Consider the following 19,376-nt stretch of genomic DNA (forward strand, 5'->3'; position numbering starts at 1 on the left):
TTATGATGGATCGTTTATTTGGTAGTAGTCGATTTTTAGTGTTAGCGGTTATCGTGACTAGCTTTGTTGCTGCGGTGATTTTATATCTCGTTGTCCTCTCCATCATGTTCAGCATCGTTAGTAACTTGTGGGGTGGGATTCCATCTGGCGTTACTCAAGGAAAAATGTTGGCGGTAAGGTTACTTAAAGTCTTAGACATCTCACTGATTGCGATTACCTTTCAAATTATTGCTGCCAGTTTATACCGTCTTTTTATTCGTCCATCAGCCTTAGAGGCAAGCCCATTTCTTTCTGCCCTCGCGATTAGAAATTTTCACGATTTAAAAATCACTTTATTGCAAGTCGCGGTTGTGATCATGATCATTCTTTTCCTAGAGCATTTAGTGGAAGTGGGAGCCAGTATTGAAACGCTGTATCTAGGTGGCGGGATGAGTATGGTGATAGCTGCAGCCATTTGGGCATGGAAATCGATGAAATAAAGTGGATTAAATTTCACTCGTTTTACTGGCAAAAAACCAATCATTGAATTAGTATAAACTAAATAAGCTTTCACTAATTTTGTCGAGGTGGCAGTAATGAAACCAAATGTACATGAATTTTTTGACGCTAACACGTTCACTTATAGTTATGTCGTGGTTGACCCTAGTACATCAAAATGTGCAATCATCGACTCGGTGCTTGATTATCAACCAGCGTCAGGCAGAACATCTTATGAGTCTGCTGATAAACTGGTCGCCTTTGTTGAACAACAAGGTTTATCGGTGGAGTGGATTTTAGAAACCCATGTCCATGCCGATCACCTAAGTGCTGCGCCCTACCTCAAGCAAAGACTGGGCGGTAAACTGGCGATAGGTCAGCATATTACTGTGGTGCAAGATACCTTTGGAAAGCTGTTTAACGCAGAAAGCGATTTTGCGGTGGACGGTAGCCAGTTTGATCATTTATTTACCGATCAAGAGTCATTTACGGTAGGCAACCTTCAGGCTAAAGCGATTCATACTCCGGGACACACACCAGCGTGTATGACTTACCTGATTGGTGACAGTGCTTTTGTTGGTGATACGCTGTTTATGCCTGATTACGGTACCGCGCGTTGTGATTTTCCGGGCGGAGATGCGAAAACGCTTTATCACTCCATTCAAAAACTGTTCACTTTAGCCGATGAAACGCGTGTATTTATGTGCCATGACTATAAAGCGCCGGGAAGAGAAGAGTATCTGTTTCAAACCACGATTGGTGAAGAGCGTATGCATAATATTCATGTGGGTCATGGTGTGGAAGAAGCGGCGTTCGTAGCCATGCGTCAAGCTCGAGATGCGACTTTATCGATGCCGACTTTGATCTTACCCTCAGTTCAGGTCAATATGCGTGCTGGCGTATTACCGCCGGCTGAAGACAATGGTGTTCAGTATCTAAAAATTCCGCTTAATAAAGTTTAACTAACAAGGATAGCCTGATGTTGACATTGATTAGATTAACTCCACAACTGACTGTTGCGCCGCAAATTGAGCCTAGTGATATCGAACAGATCGCTGGTTTAGGTTTTAAATCGGTGATCAATAATCGGCCTGATGGCGAGGAAAGTGGCCAGCCATTAAATCAAGCGATTAAACAACATGCTGAGCAGCTTGGTTTAGCTTATGTTCATTTACCCGTGGTGGGTGGCCAAATTAGCGAAGCTCAGATCCATCAATTTGGCGAATTGTTACAGACTCTTCCTCAACCTATTTTGGCCTTTTGTCGTACCGGAACCCGTTCTAGTATGTTGTGGTCACTGGCAAGTCAAGATAGCGCGATGTTCAGTGAGCGTCTGAAGATTGCTACCAAGCAAGGCTTTAAGCTTGATGGTCTCGGCGAACGATTTGCTCAGCGTTAAGCTCAAGTGCGGTGAGTGAAATTAAAGTAAATAGGAATCAGCCAATGAAGCCTGCTTGGCGTCAATATCTGCCCATAGTGACTTGGTTGCCGGCATACACTCGCCAGGCTGCCAGCAAAGACGGAGTGGCGGCTATCATTGTCACCTTGATGCTGGTGCCACAAAGTTTAGCTTATGCGATTGTGGCTGGTTTACCTCCAGTTTATGGCTTATATGCCAGTATTTTACCTCTGGTGGCTTACACTCTATTAGGAACCAGTAAAACGTTGGCTGTTGGCCCCGTTGCGGTGATTTCGTTAATGACCGCAGAAGCGATTGCACCCTTACATGATGTTGGGACACACGCTTATGTAACTGCTGCGGCGACGCTGGCGTTTTTATCTGGGCTGATGCTCTTAATCATGGCGGTGTTTCGCTTAGGCTTTTTAACGACGTTTTTAAGTCACTCGGTACTCTCTGGTTTTATGACCGCCTCTGGCGTTGTGATTATTTGGGGGCAATTACCTAAGTTACTGGGCTTATCAGCGGCGTCTGACTCGCTCGCTGAAGTACTGGCTGCGGTGCACTATCCTACCTTATGGATGGGGCTGGGGAGCTTAGTTCTATTGCTGCTTGGCCGACGTTATTTTGCCTCTGTGTTACAAAACCTTGGTTGCTCTGCATCGTGGGCGGGCCATATCAGTAAATTACTGCCGGTGATGGTCATGGTCGCGAGCATATTGATCATTCATTACTTTCCACACCATACTCAAGGGGTGAGTGTGGTTGGTGCTATCCCGACGGGGTTGCCAAGTTTCGTGATGCCGGTGTTTGAAGCCAACTTAGTGGTTCAACTGTTGCCAGCAGCGCTGCTGATCAGCGTGGTGGGATTTGTTGAGTCAGCGTCGGTTGGGCAAACGTTAGCGGCGAAAAGACGTCAACGAATTGAACCAAATCAAGAGCTCATCGCTTTGGGTGGGGCGAATATTGCCTCTGCGATACAGGGCGGGTTTCCGGTTACGGGGGGACTTTCTCGTTCAGTGGTTAACTATGATGCGGGAGCGGAAACACCATTGGCGAGCATGTTGACCGCGATAGGGATCGGCATCACTGTACTGTATTTCACCCCACTGTTTAGCTATCTCCCTCACGCGGTTTTGGCGGCGATTATTATTGTTGCTGTATCGGCTTTGATTGATATTAAAGCCATTTTTACCACTTGGCGCGCGGCAAAAAGCGATGGCGTGGTCATGCTAAGTACCATTGCTGGAGTGCTCTTTATCAATATTGAATGGGGGATCATTATCGGTGTGTTACTCTCATTAGTGATTTTTTTATGGAGAACCAGTCAGCCACACATCGCGGTGGTTGGATTAATCGAAGGGAGTGAACATTTTCGTAATGTGCAGCGTTTTCAAGTTAAACAGAGCAAAACGGTGTTAACTTTACGCATCGATGAAAGCTTATATTTTGCCAATGCCCGTTATTTAGAAGATAAAATACCGGAGTATTTAGCCAGCTACCCTGAAACCCAGCATTTGGTGTTGATGCTGTCTGGCGTTAATCGTATCGATAGCAGTGCCTTAGAAAGTTTACATTTGATCGCAGAGCGTGTTGCTCAATCGGGTATTACCATGCATTTGTCTGAAGTGAAAGGACCAGTGATGGATGAGATGCGACGTTCAACGTTTTTAGAACATTTCACTGGTCAAATCTTTATCAGCCAATTTCAAGCTTTTAGCCACTTAACTCAAGCAGAGCATCCGGATGAGGATTGGCGAATTTAACGCTACGCCATGGGAATACTTCTGTGATTAATCTCTCATATCTATCATTCGCGGTATAAATCTGTATAATTCGCCGCCTATCTATACCCTGATAACGTTCACCGATAGCCAGCTTGGTATCGGGCCATGTTTAGGGGATCAATATCTATTGATTGGCGTGTGGCTCTTAGCGGTTGTCACCCCAACGGTTCATTCATATTCATACCTAGGAAGACTTCTTTGATCTCTACTGCCAACATCACCATGCAATTTGGTGCCGAACCCTTATTTGAAAATATTTCTGCTAAATTTGGCAACGGTAACCGTTACGGGTTAATCGGTGCGAACGGATGTGGTAAGTCGACTTTCATGAAGATCCTCAGTGGCGCGCTGACACCAAGCTCTGGTAACGTTTCGATGACACCTGGCCTAAAGCTCGGCGTTCTGAGTCAAGACCAATTTGCTTTTGAGCAATTTAGCGTGATTGATACCGTGATCATGGGCGATCGTAAGCTGTGGGAAATAAAACAAGAGCGTGAGCGTATTTACGCATTACCGGAAATGAGTGAAGCCGATGGCATGGCGGTGGCTGAGCTAGAAAGCGAATTTGCCGAGATGGATGGCTATACCGCGGAAAGTCGCGCGGGGGATATTTTACTGCAAGCCGGTATTGAAGAATCGCTGCATTTTGGTTTGATGCAACAAGTCGCCCCAGGTTGGAAACTGCGTGTTTTATTAGCGCAAGCTCTGTTTGCTAACCCCGATATTTTATTGCTTGATGAGCCGACCAACAACTTGGACATTCACACCATTAACTGGTTAGCAGAAGAGTTGCAGCAGCGTAAATGTACCATGATCATCATCTCTCACGATCGCCATTTTCTTAATGCCGTCTGTACCCACATGGCTGATATTGACTATGGTGAGCTACGCATTTATCCGGGTAATTATGATTACTTTTTAGAAGCATCAAGCTTGATTCGTGAGCAACTGTTAGCGGGGAATGCTAAAAAAACCGCTGAGTTGAATGAGTTACAAGATTTCGTTAACCGTTTTGGTGCCAATGCTTCTAAAGCTAAGCAGGCCAGTTCTCGCGCCAAGAAAATGGATAAAATCAAACTTGATGAAGTGAAATCAAGTAGCCGAGTGAGTCCACATATTACCTTTGGTGAAGGGAAAAAATTACATCGTCAAGCCCTTGAGTTACAAGAGCTAGCCCATGCTTTTGATGAGGGCCCCTTATTTGAGCAAGGTAATTTGTTGTTAGAAGCGGGTACTCGTTTGGCGGTGATCGGTGAAAATGGTGTCGGTAAAAGTACTTTATTGCGCTGTTTAGTCGGTGAATTGGCTCAAACGCAAGGCGTAGTGAAATGGTCAGAAAATGCCTCCATCGGTTATTGTCCTCAAGACAATACCGCTGATTTTGATAACGATTTAACCGTCTTTGAGTGGATTTCACAATGGCGCACCGCAAAGCATGATGATCTAATTGTGCGTGGTATTTTGGGGCGTTTGCTGTTTAGTGCTGATGATGCCAACAAAAAAGCCAAAAGCTGCTCCGGTGGAGAAAAAAAACGCTTAATGTTTGGTAAATTGATGATGTTAGACGTTAACGTTTTGGTGATGGATGAACCCACTAACCACATGGATATGGAAGCGATTGAAGCGCTAAACACAGCATTAAAAGGCTATAAAGGCACGTTGATTTTTGTTAGCCATGACCGAGAGTTTGTATCTTCGCTGGCGACATCGATTATTGAGATCAAAGATAAACGGCTACAGGTGTTTCAAGGCACTTATGATGAGTATCTTGCTCACCAAGAGAAACTCCTCAGCGCCGCCTAGATTGTCTTGTTAATGCTCACTTGATTGCCATTCAGGTAATTTTTGAATCGCAATCGTTAATGCATTAAAGCAATCTACATCAATAGCGGTGTGCAGGTTCTCTTGCATTATTTGCAGCGCCTGAGGGATAGGAATCGCGCCGCGATATGGTCTTTCTGCGGTAATCGCATCGAAGATATCAGCGGTAGTGATGATCCGAGTCATTAGTGAAATCTCTTCACCTGCTAATTGTCGCGGATAGCCCGTTCCATCCAGTCTCTCATGATGAGCGGCTGAAATAGTTGCCAGAGAGCGAAACGCTGAGATATTAAGTAAGATTTGTTCGGTAAGTGAAGCATGAGCTTTAACCGCTTCCCATTCCTGCTCGTTGAGCTTGCCGGGCTTGTCTAAAATAGTATTGCTGACTCCCAGTTTTCCCAAGTCATGCAGCAAAGCCGCGCGTTTTAGCCAACGGCGTTGGAGAAGGTCAATACCTAGCTGCTCGGCGATCAAATCCGTATATATCGCTACGCGCTGGCTGTGATCAGCGGTATAGGGACTTTTCGCATCCACAATCTTGCCAAAGGCACTGACGATGTCATCGAAATAGTCATCATCGAGATAAATATTCGCTTGGGCTGGAGCCATTGCCATGACTCTTTGACGTATATCTTGTGCTTTTAGACCATCAATAAAGGATTGGGTTTGAGCAATGGAGAGTAGGGTATCCACTAACGTTGGATCAAACCATTGACCACTGCGTGATTGCACTTCTTGTAAAGCTGCGGCGAGATTGTGTTGGTATTGAAATACGTCCACGACTTGAGAGAGCAGGGCAATACGGGAGTAAAGTGGGATTTGATCTTGTTGTAACTGCTCGGGCTTTCCACTGCCATCCCAATGTTCATCTAAACTGTGTATGCCTTGTGCAACGGGCTCAGAAAAGCGTAGCTCACGAGCAATATCCGCCCCTCGCGTGCAGCGGGTTTGAATTAACTCTTGGGCGTAATCTCCGCCATTTTTCAAAATATCCAGTGTGGTGCTGATCCTTTCGACCCAACTTTGCCCAGCGCCGGCATGCCTGATGACAAAGTTTATCGCGCTGGATAAACTGGTGCCGATGGTTTTGTAATTACGTTTAAATGTACGATCATCAGTCATGTACAATTCACAAATACGTGCCGCGTTACTACTACAGCCCGCATCTTTGAGTAATAAGGTAAAAAACAGATCGTGGCGTTGCCTCTCATCTAGGCCAATGGCTTGACCTATATGCATACCAATCCAGCAGCAACGAATACAATGCTCTGGTGGCTGTCCTTCCGTCATATCTAGCGCGGTAGTTAATGCCAACATTAATTCCGAAAGTGGTATCTGAGTCTCGGGATAAAATGGTGTGGTGTGATGCTTTAAAATCGATTCGTTCTGCATCAATGGCGCTTCTTAATGGTCACTATGGATAGTTCTAGTTTAGTCTATTGGCGACAGGATAGGCGTTAAATTAGCGACTATCAGTCAATAACACAGTATGAATCTATCTCCTTCTTACTTTGAGATGCTGCTATGTTGGCTGAGTTCGTTTACCCCAATGGCACCGTTTGTCTATGCCATTGGGGGTAATCTCACTTACCACTTACCTGCAACGGCAAGTGGTTTGGCGATATATTGTGCAATGTGGAACCTTAATGTTGCACTAAGCATGTTGCGCTTCAATTTGATTGGCTTTTTGATAAGCTGGATGAGTAGCTAGCTGGCGTAAATAACGCGCGATATTGGGATAGTTGTCGATCACACCATCTTTTACTAATAATTCTGCAATAAACGACATCATAATATCGGCTCCGGTAAGCCGCTCGGCAACTAAATAGGTTTTACCTGCTAAAGATTGGTCAAAATAGCCCATCACTTGCGCCGCTTCGTGATCAGCATAGCCTTTTAAAAAGTTGGTCTGGCAACCATCTTTGGCGACAAACATTTGTAGTAATAACGGTAAAATTGCAGAACTTTCAGCAAAATGTAGCCATTGTTGATAGTTAACGTAATCAATACTGCCACGTTGCGGGGCAAATTGTTGGCCGTATTTTTCAATTAAATAATCGGTGATGGCAGCCGATTCGGTGACGATCAACCCATCATCTTCAAGCACCGGAGATTTACCGAGAGGGTGTACAGTTTTTAGTTCCGGTGGTGCGAGAAAAGTAGATTTATCCCGTTGATAAGCGACAATTTGATAGTCGAGTCTCAATTCTTCCAGTAACCAAATAATACGCTTTGAGCGTGATTGATTAAGATGGTGCAGGGTGATCATGAGCAATTCCTTTTAGATTGAAAGTGGTTGATTGACTTCAATGACGACTTTGCCAAAGTTTTTACCTTCCAATAAACCGATAAAAGTTTGTGGCGCATTGTCTAATCCAGTGATGATTTGCTCGCGGTATTGGATTTTTCCTTCCTTGAGCCATTGGTTCATTTGGTGAGCAAATTCGCTATAACGATCGCCATAATCATCAAAGATGATAAAGCCTTGCATGCGAATGCGTTTAGTCAGTAAAGTCGCCATCAGTAAGGGGAGGCGATCAGGGCCAGCGGGTAAGGCAGTCGCGTTATATTGAGAAACCAAGCCACAGACAGGCACACGAGCTGAAGTATTTAGCAGCGGCAGAACTGCATCAAAGACTTTACCGCCGACATTTTCATAGTAAACATCGATGCCTTGTGGGCATACTTGGCTGAGCTGTTGAGCAAAATCATCCGCTTTATGATCAAGGCACTCATCAAATCCTAGAACTTGTTTGGCATAGCGGCATTTTTCTGCTCCTCCTGCAATGCCTACTACCCGGCAACCTTTAATTTTGCCAATTTGGCCAACGGTTGCGCCAACCGGTCCCGTTGCTGCGGCGACAACCAAGGTTTCTCCTGCTTTAGGCTGACCAATATCCAGCAGTCCCATGTAAGCAGTAAAACCAGGCATCCCCATCACGCCTAATGCGTAAGAAGGCGTTTTCGGGGCATTACCGAGTTTCAATAAGCCTTCACCATTTGAAATGGCATAGTCTTGCCATCCGGTATAAGCAAGTACCCACTCACCAACAGTAAAATCTGGGTGATGAGAAGCTTCAATCTGGCACACAGTGCCACCGACCATCACATCATCAATCGCAACAGGTTGGGCATAAGACTTAGCATCGCTCATGCGTCCACGCATATAAGGATCGAGAGAAAGGTAAATGGTGCGCAGTAATACTTCACCTTGCGCTGGTGTTGGTTTGGCCACGTGTTGTAAACGAAAGTTGCTGTCTGTTGGAGCACCATGTGGCCGAGAAGCGAGTACGATTTGGCGGTTGATTGTTTGCGTCATACATCAAATTCCAGTTGTCAAATTAGACCGGTCGTCTAATGTGAGTGGGTAAAAAACCGCTATCGAAATAGCGGTACTTTATCATTAGGCGAGCGTTATTATTTAGCTCGCGGGTTTACCTTGTAAAATTTGCCGAGTAGTGAGTAGCGCTTGGGCAAGTCCTTGATTATCTTGGCGTAGTTTGCTCAGTAGGCTAGCGCCAATCCACAAATTATACAGTAGCTCAGCGGTTAGTTGGCTGTGCTGAACGTCAATTGAGCCTTCATTGACCCCTTGCTCAATACATTGAGCAATCGCACGGATAATGGCATTCGCCCCATTCAATAGTGCGATGCGCATCGCATCAGAAAGATCGGCGACTTCAGCACTTAACTTGACCACTAAACAACGCTGCGCATGACACTGACCTTCACTTTGCTCATACCAGTATTGCCAATAACGCATTAATCGCTGGTAAGCGGTGCCGTGTTGGTCGGCAAATAGGGCATGAATTCGCTGTGAGTAATCAGCAAAGTAATCATTGATTAATGCCTCGCCAAATTGCTCTTTCGATTTAAAGTAATGATAAAACGAGCCTTTTGGTACATCGGCGGTTTTTAACAATTCGGATAAGCCAACATTGGTAAAGCCTTTACTCACTACCAGTTGGTAGCCGACATCTAAAATATGTTGGCGAGTATCATTGGTTTTCGTGTTCATGACGACACTATAGAAATAACTAGACCAGTCGTCTAGTTATTTCTTCATCATTTTAGCTAAATCAGCAAACGGGTTGTAAGTCGCGCTTTGGTGCTCATCAAGCTTAGCCGTTGACTCAACGCCGTAACGTTCATGTTCGAGATACTTTGAATGCTCATGATCATGGCAATATAAACAAAGTAGTTCCCAATTGCTGCCATCTTCGGGATTATTGGTGTGATCATGATCTTTATGGTGCACGGTTAACTCACGTAAATTGGAGTACACAAATTCCCGAGCGCATTTACCACACACCCACGGATATAGTTTGAGCGCTTTTTCTCGGTAACCACTTTCTTTACGTGCGTAATTGGCACTGGTGCCGTAAAAATCTGACGACATATTGCTTTCCTATTTTTAGTTTGAGTCTGGCGATATTAAAGACCAAAAGCGGGCGCAGAGCAAAGCTTGTGTGAGATTTTTCTGGAGGTAGCGTTGTCAGTCATACCGGTTTGGTAGAACGCTATTGAGTAACGATTAAACCGTGATGGTGACCGCGACTAAAGCATGATCGGTACTGAAGCTGTCATCGGCAAAGCTTGGATTAATCAGGTGCTGATCGAAAACCGTGTAGTGGCTGACATGGCCTTTATAGCTCGAAGCGAAAGGGGAAAAATCAGCAGAAAGCAGAATGTAGTCGAGCACAGATCCGCTAGCGCCAGCGTAGTGCGTGGCTTGGCGTGTTTGCTCGCTGCCCTTGCTATAAATATCCCAGCTATCATAAAACACATAATCACTCAACGGTTCTTGTGTCTCAGGCTTACGATACAAGGCTTGAGACATCAGCCCTTGAAACTCTTCATGATGCAAAGATTTATTAAAATCTCCCATCAATACAAATGGACGTTGAGTGTTCTGACGTGTATGCACAATGTATTGATGGGTTAAATTCACCTCAAAACCACGTTGCACGGTAGATAACCAACGACCAAGGGTTTCTTGTTGCCATTCTTCTACGAGATTGTTCGGTGTTTGGGCTGCTTCTGTGGCGCGCTGAGATTTAAAGTGCACGACATAGACATCGATAGCCCCAATTTTTGGGACTTCAATCGTCGCGTGCAGAGGAATACGATGAAAACTGAACGCTTGTTTTTGCTCAGGTAAAAAAGCTTGTAATGGACTTACTTGAGTTAACGGATAGCGAGAAGCAAGCGCAACCACCGGGTGGCGATAAATGTACCCATCCTCAATGATCGGGCTGTCGACACACACTACGTGCGGGTAACCCAACGCATTCATTTGTTGGCGCAGCGCTGCAAAGCTAAAGACTTCTTGAAAACCAATCACATCGGCATTTAATTGCTGAATTTTTGTGGTAAACCAAGCGTTTTTTCTCTGCCATTGTTCATGAGAATAAATATTATCAAATTGATAAAACGCGTTGGGTGGTTCTAAGTAGTTAAATAGGTTAATCGTAGCCAAGGTTATCGTCATAAGTTTTCCCATCGATCGCATCTAACCTGATCTTATACTCCTTTTAAAAGGACACAATACCCCTTTTAAAAGGACACACACCAAAAGTATGGAAAAAGTATGATTTCTAGTTTTTTGGTAGCACGCTAGCACATTTATTGACCATTTGTTGTTAAGGTTTCTCCAAGCAAGATAGGAGACATGACTTTGACCACGGCCAGGCAACAACTCGTTTCTACAGATGTGACCTCTTATTATCACTGTGTTTCTCGCTGTGTTAGGCGCAGCTTTTTATGTGGGAAAGATATTATCACTAATCGCTGTTACGAACATCGTAGAGAATGGATAGAACAAAAAATTTATGCATTAACCCATGTGTATTGCATTGATATTTGTGCGTACGCAATCATGAGTAATCACTACCACTTAGTGGTTAACATTAATCAAGAAAAGGCGTTAAAGCTTACACTTCATCAAGTTGTTGAGCGTTGGAGTCAAATCCATAAACTGCCAGTACTCATCCAACGCTGGAAAAATAAGCAGCTGACTGGTCAGATAGAAGAAAGACGCTGCATTGAATTAATTGAAGTTTGGCGAGCAAGGTTATCGAGCTTAAGTTGGTTTATGAAAGAGCTTAATTACGATATCGCTTGTCAAGCTAATCGAGAAGATAATTGTACCGGGCATTTCTGGGAGAGCCGCTTTAAAAGCCAAGCGTTATTGGATGAAAAAGCACTGGTTGCGGCAATGGCTTATGTCGATTTAAACCCTATTCGAGCGGGGATTACCAATATCCCAGAACGCAGTGAATTTACTTCGCTAAAAGCCCGAATAGATGCGCTAAATAATAATGTAGTGACAGCGCCTTGTTTGCATCCGTTTATTGGTAATCCAGCTAATGAGCCTAAAGAGGAGATCCCTTTTCGTCTAATGGATTACTTAGAGTTGGTTGACTGGACCGCTCGCCAATTTCGAGATGGGAAAATGTCTTTGAGTGATAAAATGCCTAATATTCTGTTACGGTTAAGTTTTAATTCAAGGGATTGGCTAAAAATCTGCACTGGTCTAGAGAAGTCGCGTGCGACAGCTATTGGTACTCGGCAGCAAGCGGCAATAGCGAAAGTGGCGTTTAATAAACATAAAGTACAGCTTTACCTGTTGGAATAAGCAGCACGGACACCTTCCACTCTCATTATAAAATACCGGTCGGCCATTGTGCTTGCGGTAGTTCCTCATATTAAAATCACTCAACTATTTGATGTTTTACTTTTAAATCTAAGTAAGGCAGTTTCTGAATTTCACATCAAGGTTAGTTTTTAAATGGATCACAGCGTTATCGGATGATTTATAAGTGTATGTCTTTTAAGCTTGAGATTAAGGTGTGTGTCCTTGATAAGGGAATCGTTGGGAGATAGATACGAAAAAGCCCCTGATTACTCAGGGGCTTAGAATGTGGCGGAGAGATAGGGATTTGAACCCTAGGATAGCTATTAACCATCGCCGGTTTTCAAGACCGGTGCTTTCAACCACTCAGCCATCTCTCCGTGTGGCGGGAATGATATAAGGCTTCTTCGTGCTTGTAAAGTCCCTTTGATTTCAAGTGAATAAAATACGAGCAAAAAAGGAGTTTTTATTTCCTTAAGTGGCTCAAACCAACCAGTAAAGTGATATTTATGCTAGCTGGTTTGAGTTTTATCGCTGTTATTCAGTAACTTTTCCTCCGACTTCGGCATAGAGTGGCCAGTCGCCACTTTTAACTAAGTTGCGAGTAAACTCGGCGCTGTGTGCTAAGTCATAATTGTGTTCAATACAGGGTGAGTATGCGATCACTAAAGATGGACCTTGGTGTTCACCCGCGGCTTTTAAGGTCTTAATGGTGTGATTCATATTAGCCGCTAGTGCAATTCTAGCCACATAAACACCGGGGACATGGCGGTAAAGCTCAATTAAATCTTTCGCTGGATTTGGATTAGGCTCGCTGCATAATTTCGCCGTTTGGCCTTGTGGGGTTGATTTAGACTTTTGTCCCCCAGTATTGGCGTAGCATTGAGTATCAAGCACTAATATGTTGATATTTTCACCACTTCTCAGTACATGATCGAGTCCACCGAATCCAATATCGTAGGCCCAGCCATCACCGCCGATTAGCCATACTTGTTTTTCAACTAAGTAATCTAAAAGAAGATGCAACTCAGCGTGCTGAGGTTGTGCTTCAATCTGATTTTGCAAAGCTTGAATTTGCTGGCGACGTTCAGGAATATTCAACGCTTGAATGTTATCCGTCCCCCCTTGTTGGGCTAATACATGCTCTGCTCGTGATTGAAGAGCTTTGACAGCCAGCTTCATACCCAGACCAAACTCGGCATTATCTTCAAATAAGCTATTCGCCCATGCCGGCCCTCGTCGATCCGCATTTTGACTATAAGGTGTTGTTGGTAAGTTACCACCAAAGATAGAAGAGCATCCGGTTGCGTTAGCAATATACAGTCTGTCGCCAAACAGTTGAGTTAGGGTGCGGATATAGGCAGTTTCACCACATCCTGCGCAGGCATTGGGGTATTCAAAGTAAGGTTCAACGTGTTGGAGCGTTTTGACATCAATACGTTCTTGTTGATAAATATTTTGTGTTGGTAAGGCTTCAAAGCGTTCAAATCGGCCTACCTCCTGATCATAACAATCGGGTTTGGCGACCATCATCAAGGATTTACGTTCAGGATTTTTCTTATCTTTACCAGGACAAACATTAGCGCACAGCTGACAGCCAGTACAATCGTTCGGCGATACTTGCAAAGTATAGATAGCATCTGGTTGATGACGAGAGCGGTAAGGCATGGTTTTTAATGGTGATAAATCTTCGCTTTCTGTTGGCTCGACAATTCTCGCTCGAATGGCTGAGTGCGGACAAATCGCGACGCAGTAACCACATTGAGTGCATAAATCTTCCGACCAGACAGGTAGCTGCTCGGAAATATCCCTTTTTTCGAGATGTGATGTGTTGGTTGACCAGCAACCATCGGCGGGAAAGGCAGAAACTGGTAAGCTATTTCCTTGTCTAGCGAGTAGTTGTTCAACTAACGATAAGGGTTCTGCAGAAGCACATGGCGTTGGGGCGATAAAGCTAGAGGCGACATGAGCAGCAAAAGGATTGTAATTAATATTCTCTGGTGTGGCTTCGATACACGCAATACTTTGTGCAATCAGCTCGGCTGGCTTTCCTTGTAACTGTTGTTCACATAGGTTGCGCAGTTGGGTAAGCAGGGCTTGGTTATCTTGTTGATTGGTTAACAGTAGGGTAGTCGCGACCTGCATGACCACACTGGTTTTATTATTAAGCTGATGTTGTGCCACTAGTTGATCGGCATCAAGGCTGATCACACGAATTTGTTTCGCTTGAATTACGGCTTGTAGTGACGTCGGAAGTTTATACCACAGCTCACTGCCTGTTTTATTAGTATTGATCAGTAAAATGGCGCGATGAGCGAGGTGAGTACTGATGTCTACATCCCGTAATAACCCTTCTTGGCTCAGTGAAATGAGCTGCGCTTGACGGATTGGGTAAGGCGTTCGAATCGGCTGTGATGAAAAACGTAAGTGCGTGGTGGTAATATTCCGTGATTTTTTTGAATCGTACTCAAATTGCGCATTGACGTTCGATTGATAATGTTGACCTAAAACCTTAAGCACGTTTTTCCCAGCGGAAACGCTACCATCTCCCCCATAACCATACATAAGCACTTGTTGTAAATGATCGTCATTATGAGTGAATTGGGCGATGGGTAAGTTAAGATTTGTTTTGTCATCGGAAATACCGATCACAAATTCTCTTTTTTGTTGCGCTTGAGGAGCTGAAAGCATATTAAAAATTTGTTCAGCATCTTCAGGATAAAAGGGTTTTCCAGCTAACCCATATCGACCACGATATAAAGCAATCGAGCGAGGCAGGGTTTGTAATGCATGTAATACATCAAGATATAATGGTTCTCCGCTCGATCCTGGCTCTTTGGTTCTATCTAACACTGCGATTTGTTGCACAGTATCTGGCAGGGCTTCTAACAGCGCTTCACTGGGGAAAGGGCGATAAAGATGTATGCTGATCACGCCAACTTTCTGGCCGAGATTGACCTGTTGATCAACATAGCTTTTCAGGGTTTCGGTGACGGAACCAAGTGCCACAATAACCTGGGTTGCTTGTGGGTGACCAGTATAACTGACTAAATGATATTGTCGTCCAGTATGCGCGGCAAAGTCATCCATGATGCTTTGTACGATAAATGGCGTTTGTTGATGATAGCTATTTTGCGCTTCTCGGCATTGGAAATAGCTATCACTATCTGCGGTTGCACCGCGTAGGCTTGGCCTATCAGGGGTTAACGCTCGCTGACGAAACGCAAGTAGATCATCACTGCAAAGTAATTGCTTAATGGTTTGCTCATCAAGAGCAATAAGATTGGTCAGAGCATGAGAGGTAATGAATCCATCAAAAAAATGAATAAACGGCAAGCGGCAACGCAAGGAAGAAAGCGTTGCGATCAATGCCATATCTTGCGCTTGCTGGCCATCCGTTGCACATAACATGGCAACGCCGGTTTGTCTTATGCTCATCACATCTGAATGGTCACAAAAAATCGATAAAGCATGGGTAGCTAAAGCACGCGCCGCAACGTGAATCACGCATGGCGTCAATTCACCAACCAGTTTGTACAAGGTTGGTATCATCAGTAATAAACCTTGTGATGAGGTAAAGGTTGTTGCTAATGCCCCACTCATTGCGCTGCCATGTACAACAGCAATGGTTCCTGCTTCCGATTGCATTTCAATCAGCTGAGGTACTTCCCCTAAAAGATTAGGTCGTTTTTGTGCTGCCCATGACTCACATTTTTCTGCCATAGTTGTGCTAGGGGTGATCGGGTAAACGGCGATCACTTCACTTAATTGGTAAGCAACTTGAGCTACCGCGGTATTCGCATCAGTAATCCAATTCATCACTCTGGAACCTCTGGTTAATCACAATGGTTGTGACTTAAGGCTAAACAAGTATGATTCCCTCACTTAACGTGACGAAAACACGAGAAATAAAATGGTTAAGATGCAGAACATGCTGAAAAAGTACGATGGATATAAAATCATCATACTGATATTGCTGTACGGTTTGATAACCGTCATCGGGGTGATTTACCGCCAAGCTATGATAGAGACCGATATGGCGATGTTGTTCTTGTTACTAAACATATTAAGCGCATCGGTACTTCGGCCTAGCCATGCTTACATAATGACTTTAGCTGGGGTCATTATCTTTCATTACTTTCTGTTACCGGATTATCACTCGTTCCGATTTCAGAATGCACAGCACATCATTACTTATGCGGTGATGGTCTTTAGTGGGATATTCGCGATTAATATAACACAGTCACAACGGAAGGAAATACAGAAAAATAAACGCTTGCAATACAAGCATAAAAAATATTACCAGTTAGCTTGCCATCTTTCGGCGCTACGCACTAGTGAGCAAATCGCGCAAGCAACGGTGCAATTTTTGAGCAAAGAGTCAGCATTACGTGGCGCTGTGTTTTTGTCCTCCCCAGACTGGCGACTAGTCGCCCAACATGAACAATGGACTTTGTCAGATATCGACAGTTGGCAGCCTAATCAGCCGTTATCAGCGGCATCGGTATATTGGCTAAAAGATCGTGAGAGAGAGTTGGGGGCATTAGTGATACAAACCGATCAGCCGCCACAACGTGTTGAGCCTTGGGTTTTATCTTTATTGAGTTTGTCGTTAGCGCGATCTCAGGCCAATCAAGCGTTAGCTCAAGTGGAAGCCGCCAATCAATTAGAATCGATGCGCAGTACCTTATTAGCATCAGTTTCTCATGATCTTAAAACACCCTTAGGGACGATTATTGGTGCGGCTACGACCTTAGCTGATAACGGTGTTGTTTTATCTTCGACGATTCGAGATGAACTATTACAGTCCATTGCCGAGCAAGGGCGTAGGCTAAATCGTAGTTTAACTAAGCTGCTCGATATTACCCGTTATACCACAGGTGCTTTGGTCCCTAAGCTTGATTGGGTTGAGCCAGAAGAGCTGATTGGCAGCGTATTAGCGATACTGAATTCACGACTGACCGATCATCACATTCAGTTTACCAGTACGCCGATGCTGGTTGAATTAGACAGCTTGTTGATTGAGCAAGTTATTTTAAATTTACTTGAAAATGCCATTAAGTATACTCCGCGAGACAGCCAAATTACGATCACGACCGATTATACTAACGGACGGTTCATTTTAACGGTAGCGGATAATGGGCCGGGCGTGCCGGAGCCAGAATTAACACGTATTTTTGAACGATTTTATCGACTCAATGATCAGCAAAAAGATGGTACTGGGTTGGGCTTGGCAATTTGTCAGGTGATTGTTTTAGCTCACCGAGGTGAGATCAGCGCGCATAACCTTGCGAGCGGTGGCATCTGTTTTAATGTGAGTATTCCTTGTCGATTGTATGATTTAAAGGAACTGTATGAACAGTGAAATAAAAATCTTAATTATTGAAGATGAAGCACCTATTCAGCGTTTTTTAAATGTCCTGATCACAGGTTATCAATATCAAGTCAAAACCGCTTCATCGGCAGAGCAGGGGGTTGCGTTGATCGCCAATTGGAATCCCCATCTTATTTTATTAGATTTAGGATTACCGGATAAAGATGGGATTGAGCTGACCAAAGAGTTGCGTAGCTGGACACAGACCCCCATCATTATCATCTCAGCTCGAGAACGAGAGACCGATAAAGTGCTCGCCCTTGATGCTGGTGCCAACGATTATTTGACTAAGCCGTTTGGGAGTGAGGAGTTACTGGCGAGGATTCGAGTTGCCTTGCGCTTATTTGAACAACCCGATCAGCAGGAGTTAGTACAGTATCAATTTGGCCAAGTCGTGATTGATTTAGCTTTACAGCGTGTGACCAAAGATGGACAAGTGGTTAAGTTAACAAAAACCGAATACAACATTCTCAAATTACTGGCCAAGAATATGGGTAAGGTTTTGACTCATAAGCAAATTTTAAAAGAAGTATGGGGAAGTAACTATATAGAGCATCACCATTATGTACGTATTCACGTCGCTCAATTGCGTCATAAAATCGAAGATATTCCTGCTCAACCAAAGCACATTATTACTGAAACAGGGGTGGGTTATCGTTTAGTGGATGGGGTTTGATGGTTAAGCACTGACTCGCATCATCTTCGTATCAGATGGACTTGAATATATCATGCGCGATCTTCTTTCTTTATAAAAATTATATACGCCTACGCTTTATCTATACAACATGGATACATCGAATTACTTATAGTAATCACATGCCCACATTATGGTTCGATGGTGTGGGTTCGGGTTAAGTATTCAGACAGGTTGGGCGTGAATCTATAGTGGGATAGTTTGCGAAACACAACACAGAGTAATAACCAGTACATTTTTGTCGACGGATCAACATAACATACAGGATGTAAGTCATACGCGGTATTGTAAGGGTTGTACTGCGTCAAGTGAAAGTTCAAACCTGTAGAGTTGGGAACTACAGCGTTTGAATGGCAGCAATGGTTCAGACCCAAAGAGCTTATAGCGCACCTGTAGCTCAAAAGTCCTTTCCCCCTTTGCTATCACTTTTTTCGATTCAGGGCTCCTCGGAGCCCCTTTTTTTTATCCAAATTCTGCCTATTGCAGCCTTTCTGCAATAGGTTTGATTGACCCTCATAGATTAATTATCGAGAGTGATTGTAATCGTTAAAAGTCGAAGAGCGGTGGCGATAAGTGGGTCTATTCTGCGGCTCTACCACATTAAATCATCAGGGACGACAAAATCAGCGTAAGGGTCTTCTTCATCATGGGCTTGTTTATCTTCTTCTGGTAGAGGAATAATACTGTTCTCATCACGTTGCCAAATTTTCTGAGCGACAATATTAGGAATGATGGCGTAACTCTCTTCATAACGAGCAATCGCGAGATGACCTTTACTGAGTTGATCACGAGTAGGGTTATCAACGTAGAGTTTTTTGACCAACGTTCCATCGGTAAAGTGATATTGAATATCTCCGTTATTGTGCGGCAGTTTATTCATTTCAATTAACTGTTTCACTTGAGCGCGAATTTCCTTGGTCAGCAATTGTTCTTTTTGCTGTTTATTTAATGCCTTATCACGTTCTATTTGCTCTTGTTTATTTGCCTCAACGGCGGCTTTTACCTCTCGCGCTTGTACGCGTGATTTCTTCGAACTTTTTTGGGCTTTTTTAAGTTTTTTTTCATTCACAAGGCCCGCTTTGAGCATTTGCTCTTGTAGAGATAGTCGTGTCATGGTTAGTCCAATACAATCAGGTAGTGTTTCGATACGAATTGAAGGCGGCAGTTCAGTACCACGTTAAGCCGATAAG

The 19,376-nt window shown here is 44.0% G+C and carries 16 protein-coding genes and 1 tRNA gene; 8 read left to right on the forward strand and 9 right to left on the reverse strand.

Translation table 11 applies throughout. The annotated features are described in order from the left end of the window. Positions 1 to 2 precede the first annotated feature (2 nt). The 5 genes from AACS00_RS04160 (at position 3) to AACS00_RS04180 (ending at position 5,466) form a co-directional block, all read left to right on the forward strand. Entirely contained in the window at positions 3 to 479 is a 477-nt protein-coding gene (locus tag AACS00_RS04160; RefSeq protein ID WP_072669834.1) for a YqhA family protein, read from the forward strand. A gap of 96 nt (positions 480 to 575) precedes the next feature. Then, positions 576 to 1,439 (forward strand): MBL fold metallo-hydrolase, encoded by an 864-nt coding sequence (locus AACS00_RS04165; protein WP_072669833.1) that lies wholly within the window; start codon positions 576 to 578, stop codon positions 1,437 to 1,439. A gap of 17 nt (positions 1,440 to 1,456) precedes the next feature. Further along, positions 1,457 to 1,876 carry a TIGR01244 family sulfur transferase gene (locus AACS00_RS04170; RefSeq protein WP_110166599.1) on the forward strand — a complete coding sequence of 140 codons (420 nt, stop codon included), beginning with the start codon at positions 1,457 to 1,459 and terminating at the stop codon, positions 1,874 to 1,876. A gap of 44 nt (positions 1,877 to 1,920) precedes the next feature. Next, a complete protein-coding gene (locus AACS00_RS04175) occupies positions 1,921 to 3,642 on the forward strand; it encodes a SulP family inorganic anion transporter (protein WP_110166600.1) in 1,722 nt (573 codons plus the stop codon). 219 nt (positions 3,643 to 3,861) lie between these two features. Continuing rightward, complete coding sequence (locus AACS00_RS04180; protein ID WP_110166601.1) at positions 3,862 to 5,466, forward strand: ABC-F family ATPase; 1,605 nt, start codon at positions 3,862 to 3,864, stop codon at positions 5,464 to 5,466. Positions 5,467 to 5,475: 9 nt separating this feature from the next. Here the strand turns inward: AACS00_RS04180 and AACS00_RS04185 are convergent, their stop codons facing one another. From AACS00_RS04185 to AACS00_RS04210, 6 genes are all read right to left on the reverse strand, one after another. Beyond that, on the reverse strand, positions 5,476 to 6,876 hold the full coding sequence (locus AACS00_RS04185; protein ID WP_110166602.1) for an HD-GYP domain-containing protein: 1,401 nt from the start codon (positions 6,874 to 6,876) through the stop codon (positions 5,476 to 5,478). Positions 6,877 to 7,138: 262 nt separating this feature from the next. Then, complete coding sequence (locus AACS00_RS04190) at positions 7,139 to 7,753, reverse strand: glutathione S-transferase family protein (protein WP_110166603.1); 615 nt, start codon at positions 7,751 to 7,753, stop codon at positions 7,139 to 7,141. 12 nt (positions 7,754 to 7,765) lie between these two features. Further along, complete coding sequence (locus AACS00_RS04195) at positions 7,766 to 8,803, reverse strand: NADP-dependent oxidoreductase (protein ID WP_110166604.1); 1,038 nt, start codon at positions 8,801 to 8,803, stop codon at positions 7,766 to 7,768. Positions 8,804 to 8,905: 102 nt separating this feature from the next. Beyond that, complete coding sequence (locus AACS00_RS04200) at positions 8,906 to 9,502, reverse strand: TetR/AcrR family transcriptional regulator (protein ID WP_110166605.1); 597 nt, start codon at positions 9,500 to 9,502, stop codon at positions 8,906 to 8,908. 36 nt (positions 9,503 to 9,538) lie between these two features. Further along, positions 9,539 to 9,883 carry a YajD family HNH nuclease gene (locus tag AACS00_RS04205; RefSeq protein WP_072669826.1) on the reverse strand — a complete coding sequence of 115 codons (345 nt, stop codon included), beginning with the start codon at positions 9,881 to 9,883 and terminating at the stop codon, positions 9,539 to 9,541. A gap of 135 nt (positions 9,884 to 10,018) precedes the next feature. Next, positions 10,019 to 10,987 carry an endonuclease/exonuclease/phosphatase family protein gene (locus tag AACS00_RS04210; RefSeq protein ID WP_375152937.1) on the reverse strand — a complete coding sequence of 323 codons (969 nt, stop codon included), beginning with the start codon at positions 10,985 to 10,987 and terminating at the stop codon, positions 10,019 to 10,021. Positions 10,988 to 11,161: 174 nt separating this feature from the next. Here AACS00_RS04210 and AACS00_RS04215 point away from each other — a divergent pair, with 174 nt between their 5' ends. Next, complete coding sequence (locus AACS00_RS04215) at positions 11,162 to 12,121, forward strand: transposase (protein WP_258306834.1); 960 nt, start codon at positions 11,162 to 11,164, stop codon at positions 12,119 to 12,121. 286 nt (positions 12,122 to 12,407) lie between these two features. Here AACS00_RS04215 and AACS00_RS04220 read toward each other — a convergent pair. Together AACS00_RS04220 and nifJ are read right to left on the reverse strand one after the other, a co-directional pair. Further along, positions 12,408 to 12,498 (reverse strand) — tRNA-Ser (locus tag AACS00_RS04220). A gap of 157 nt (positions 12,499 to 12,655) precedes the next feature. Next, positions 12,656 to 15,937, reverse strand: a complete 3,282-nt coding sequence (nifJ, locus tag AACS00_RS04225) for a pyruvate:ferredoxin (flavodoxin) oxidoreductase (RefSeq protein WP_072669824.1) — start codon at positions 15,935 to 15,937, stop codon at positions 12,656 to 12,658. Between the two features lie 112 nt (positions 15,938 to 16,049). Here nifJ and AACS00_RS04230 point away from each other — a divergent pair, with 112 nt between their 5' ends. Together AACS00_RS04230 and AACS00_RS04235 are read left to right on the forward strand one after the other, a co-directional pair. Next, a complete protein-coding gene (locus AACS00_RS04230) occupies positions 16,050 to 17,483 on the forward strand; it encodes a sensor histidine kinase (RefSeq protein WP_083544903.1) in 1,434 nt (477 codons plus the stop codon). Beyond that, on the forward strand, positions 17,473 to 18,168 hold the full coding sequence (locus AACS00_RS04235; protein ID WP_072669823.1) for a response regulator: 696 nt from the start codon (positions 17,473 to 17,475) through the stop codon (positions 18,166 to 18,168). Before AACS00_RS04230 ends, AACS00_RS04235 begins: the two co-directional genes overlap by 11 nt. 610 nt (positions 18,169 to 18,778) lie before the next feature. Here AACS00_RS04235 and AACS00_RS04240 read toward each other — a convergent pair. Next, complete coding sequence (locus AACS00_RS04240; protein ID WP_072669822.1) at positions 18,779 to 19,300, reverse strand: DUF2058 domain-containing protein; 522 nt, start codon at positions 19,298 to 19,300, stop codon at positions 18,779 to 18,781. Between the last annotated feature and the right edge of the window lie 76 nt (positions 19,301 to 19,376).

The sequence above is a fragment of the Vibrio sp. 11986-1-5 genome (assembly GCF_963878025.1).
Lineage (GTDB): Bacteria > Pseudomonadota > Gammaproteobacteria > Enterobacterales > Vibrionaceae > Vibrio > Vibrio injensis.

Bases quoted from the DNA above. Each gene is read 5' to 3' on its own strand.
- AACS00_RS04160 (WP_072669834.1), top strand. From the start codon at position 3: ATGATGGATCGTTTATTTGGTAGTAGTCGATTTTTAGTGTTAGCGGTT.
- AACS00_RS04165 (WP_072669833.1), top strand. From the start codon at position 576: ATGAAACCAAATGTACATGAATTTTTTGACGCTAACACGTTCACTTAT.
- AACS00_RS04170 (WP_110166599.1), top strand. From the start codon at position 1,457: ATGTTGACATTGATTAGATTAACTCCACAACTGACTGTTGCGCCGCAA.
- AACS00_RS04175 (WP_110166600.1), top strand. From the start codon at position 1,921: ATGAAGCCTGCTTGGCGTCAATATCTGCCCATAGTGACTTGGTTGCCG.
- AACS00_RS04185 (WP_110166602.1), bottom strand. From the start codon at position 6,876: ATGCAGAACGAATCGATTTTAAAGCATCACACCACACCATTTTATCCC.
- AACS00_RS04190 (WP_110166603.1), bottom strand. From the start codon at position 7,753: ATGATCACCCTGCACCATCTTAATCAATCACGCTCAAAGCGTATTATT.
- AACS00_RS04195 (WP_110166604.1), bottom strand. From the start codon at position 8,803: ATGACGCAAACAATCAACCGCCAAATCGTACTCGCTTCTCGGCCACAT.
- AACS00_RS04200 (WP_110166605.1), bottom strand. From the start codon at position 9,502: ATGAACACGAAAACCAATGATACTCGCCAACATATTTTAGATGTCGGC.
- AACS00_RS04205 (WP_072669826.1), bottom strand. From the start codon at position 9,883: ATGTCGTCAGATTTTTACGGCACCAGTGCCAATTACGCACGTAAAGAA.
- AACS00_RS04210 (WP_375152937.1), bottom strand. From the start codon at position 10,987: ATGGGAAAACTTATGACGATAACCTTGGCTACGATTAACCTATTTAAC.
- nifJ (WP_072669824.1), bottom strand. From the start codon at position 15,937: ATGAATTGGATTACTGATGCGAATACCGCGGTAGCTCAAGTTGCTTAC.
- AACS00_RS04230 (WP_083544903.1), top strand. From the start codon at position 16,050: ATGCTGAAAAAGTACGATGGATATAAAATCATCATACTGATATTGCTG.
- AACS00_RS04235 (WP_072669823.1), top strand. From the start codon at position 17,473: ATGAACAGTGAAATAAAAATCTTAATTATTGAAGATGAAGCACCTATT.
- AACS00_RS04240 (WP_072669822.1), bottom strand. From the start codon at position 19,300: ATGACACGACTATCTCTACAAGAGCAAATGCTCAAAGCGGGCCTTGTG.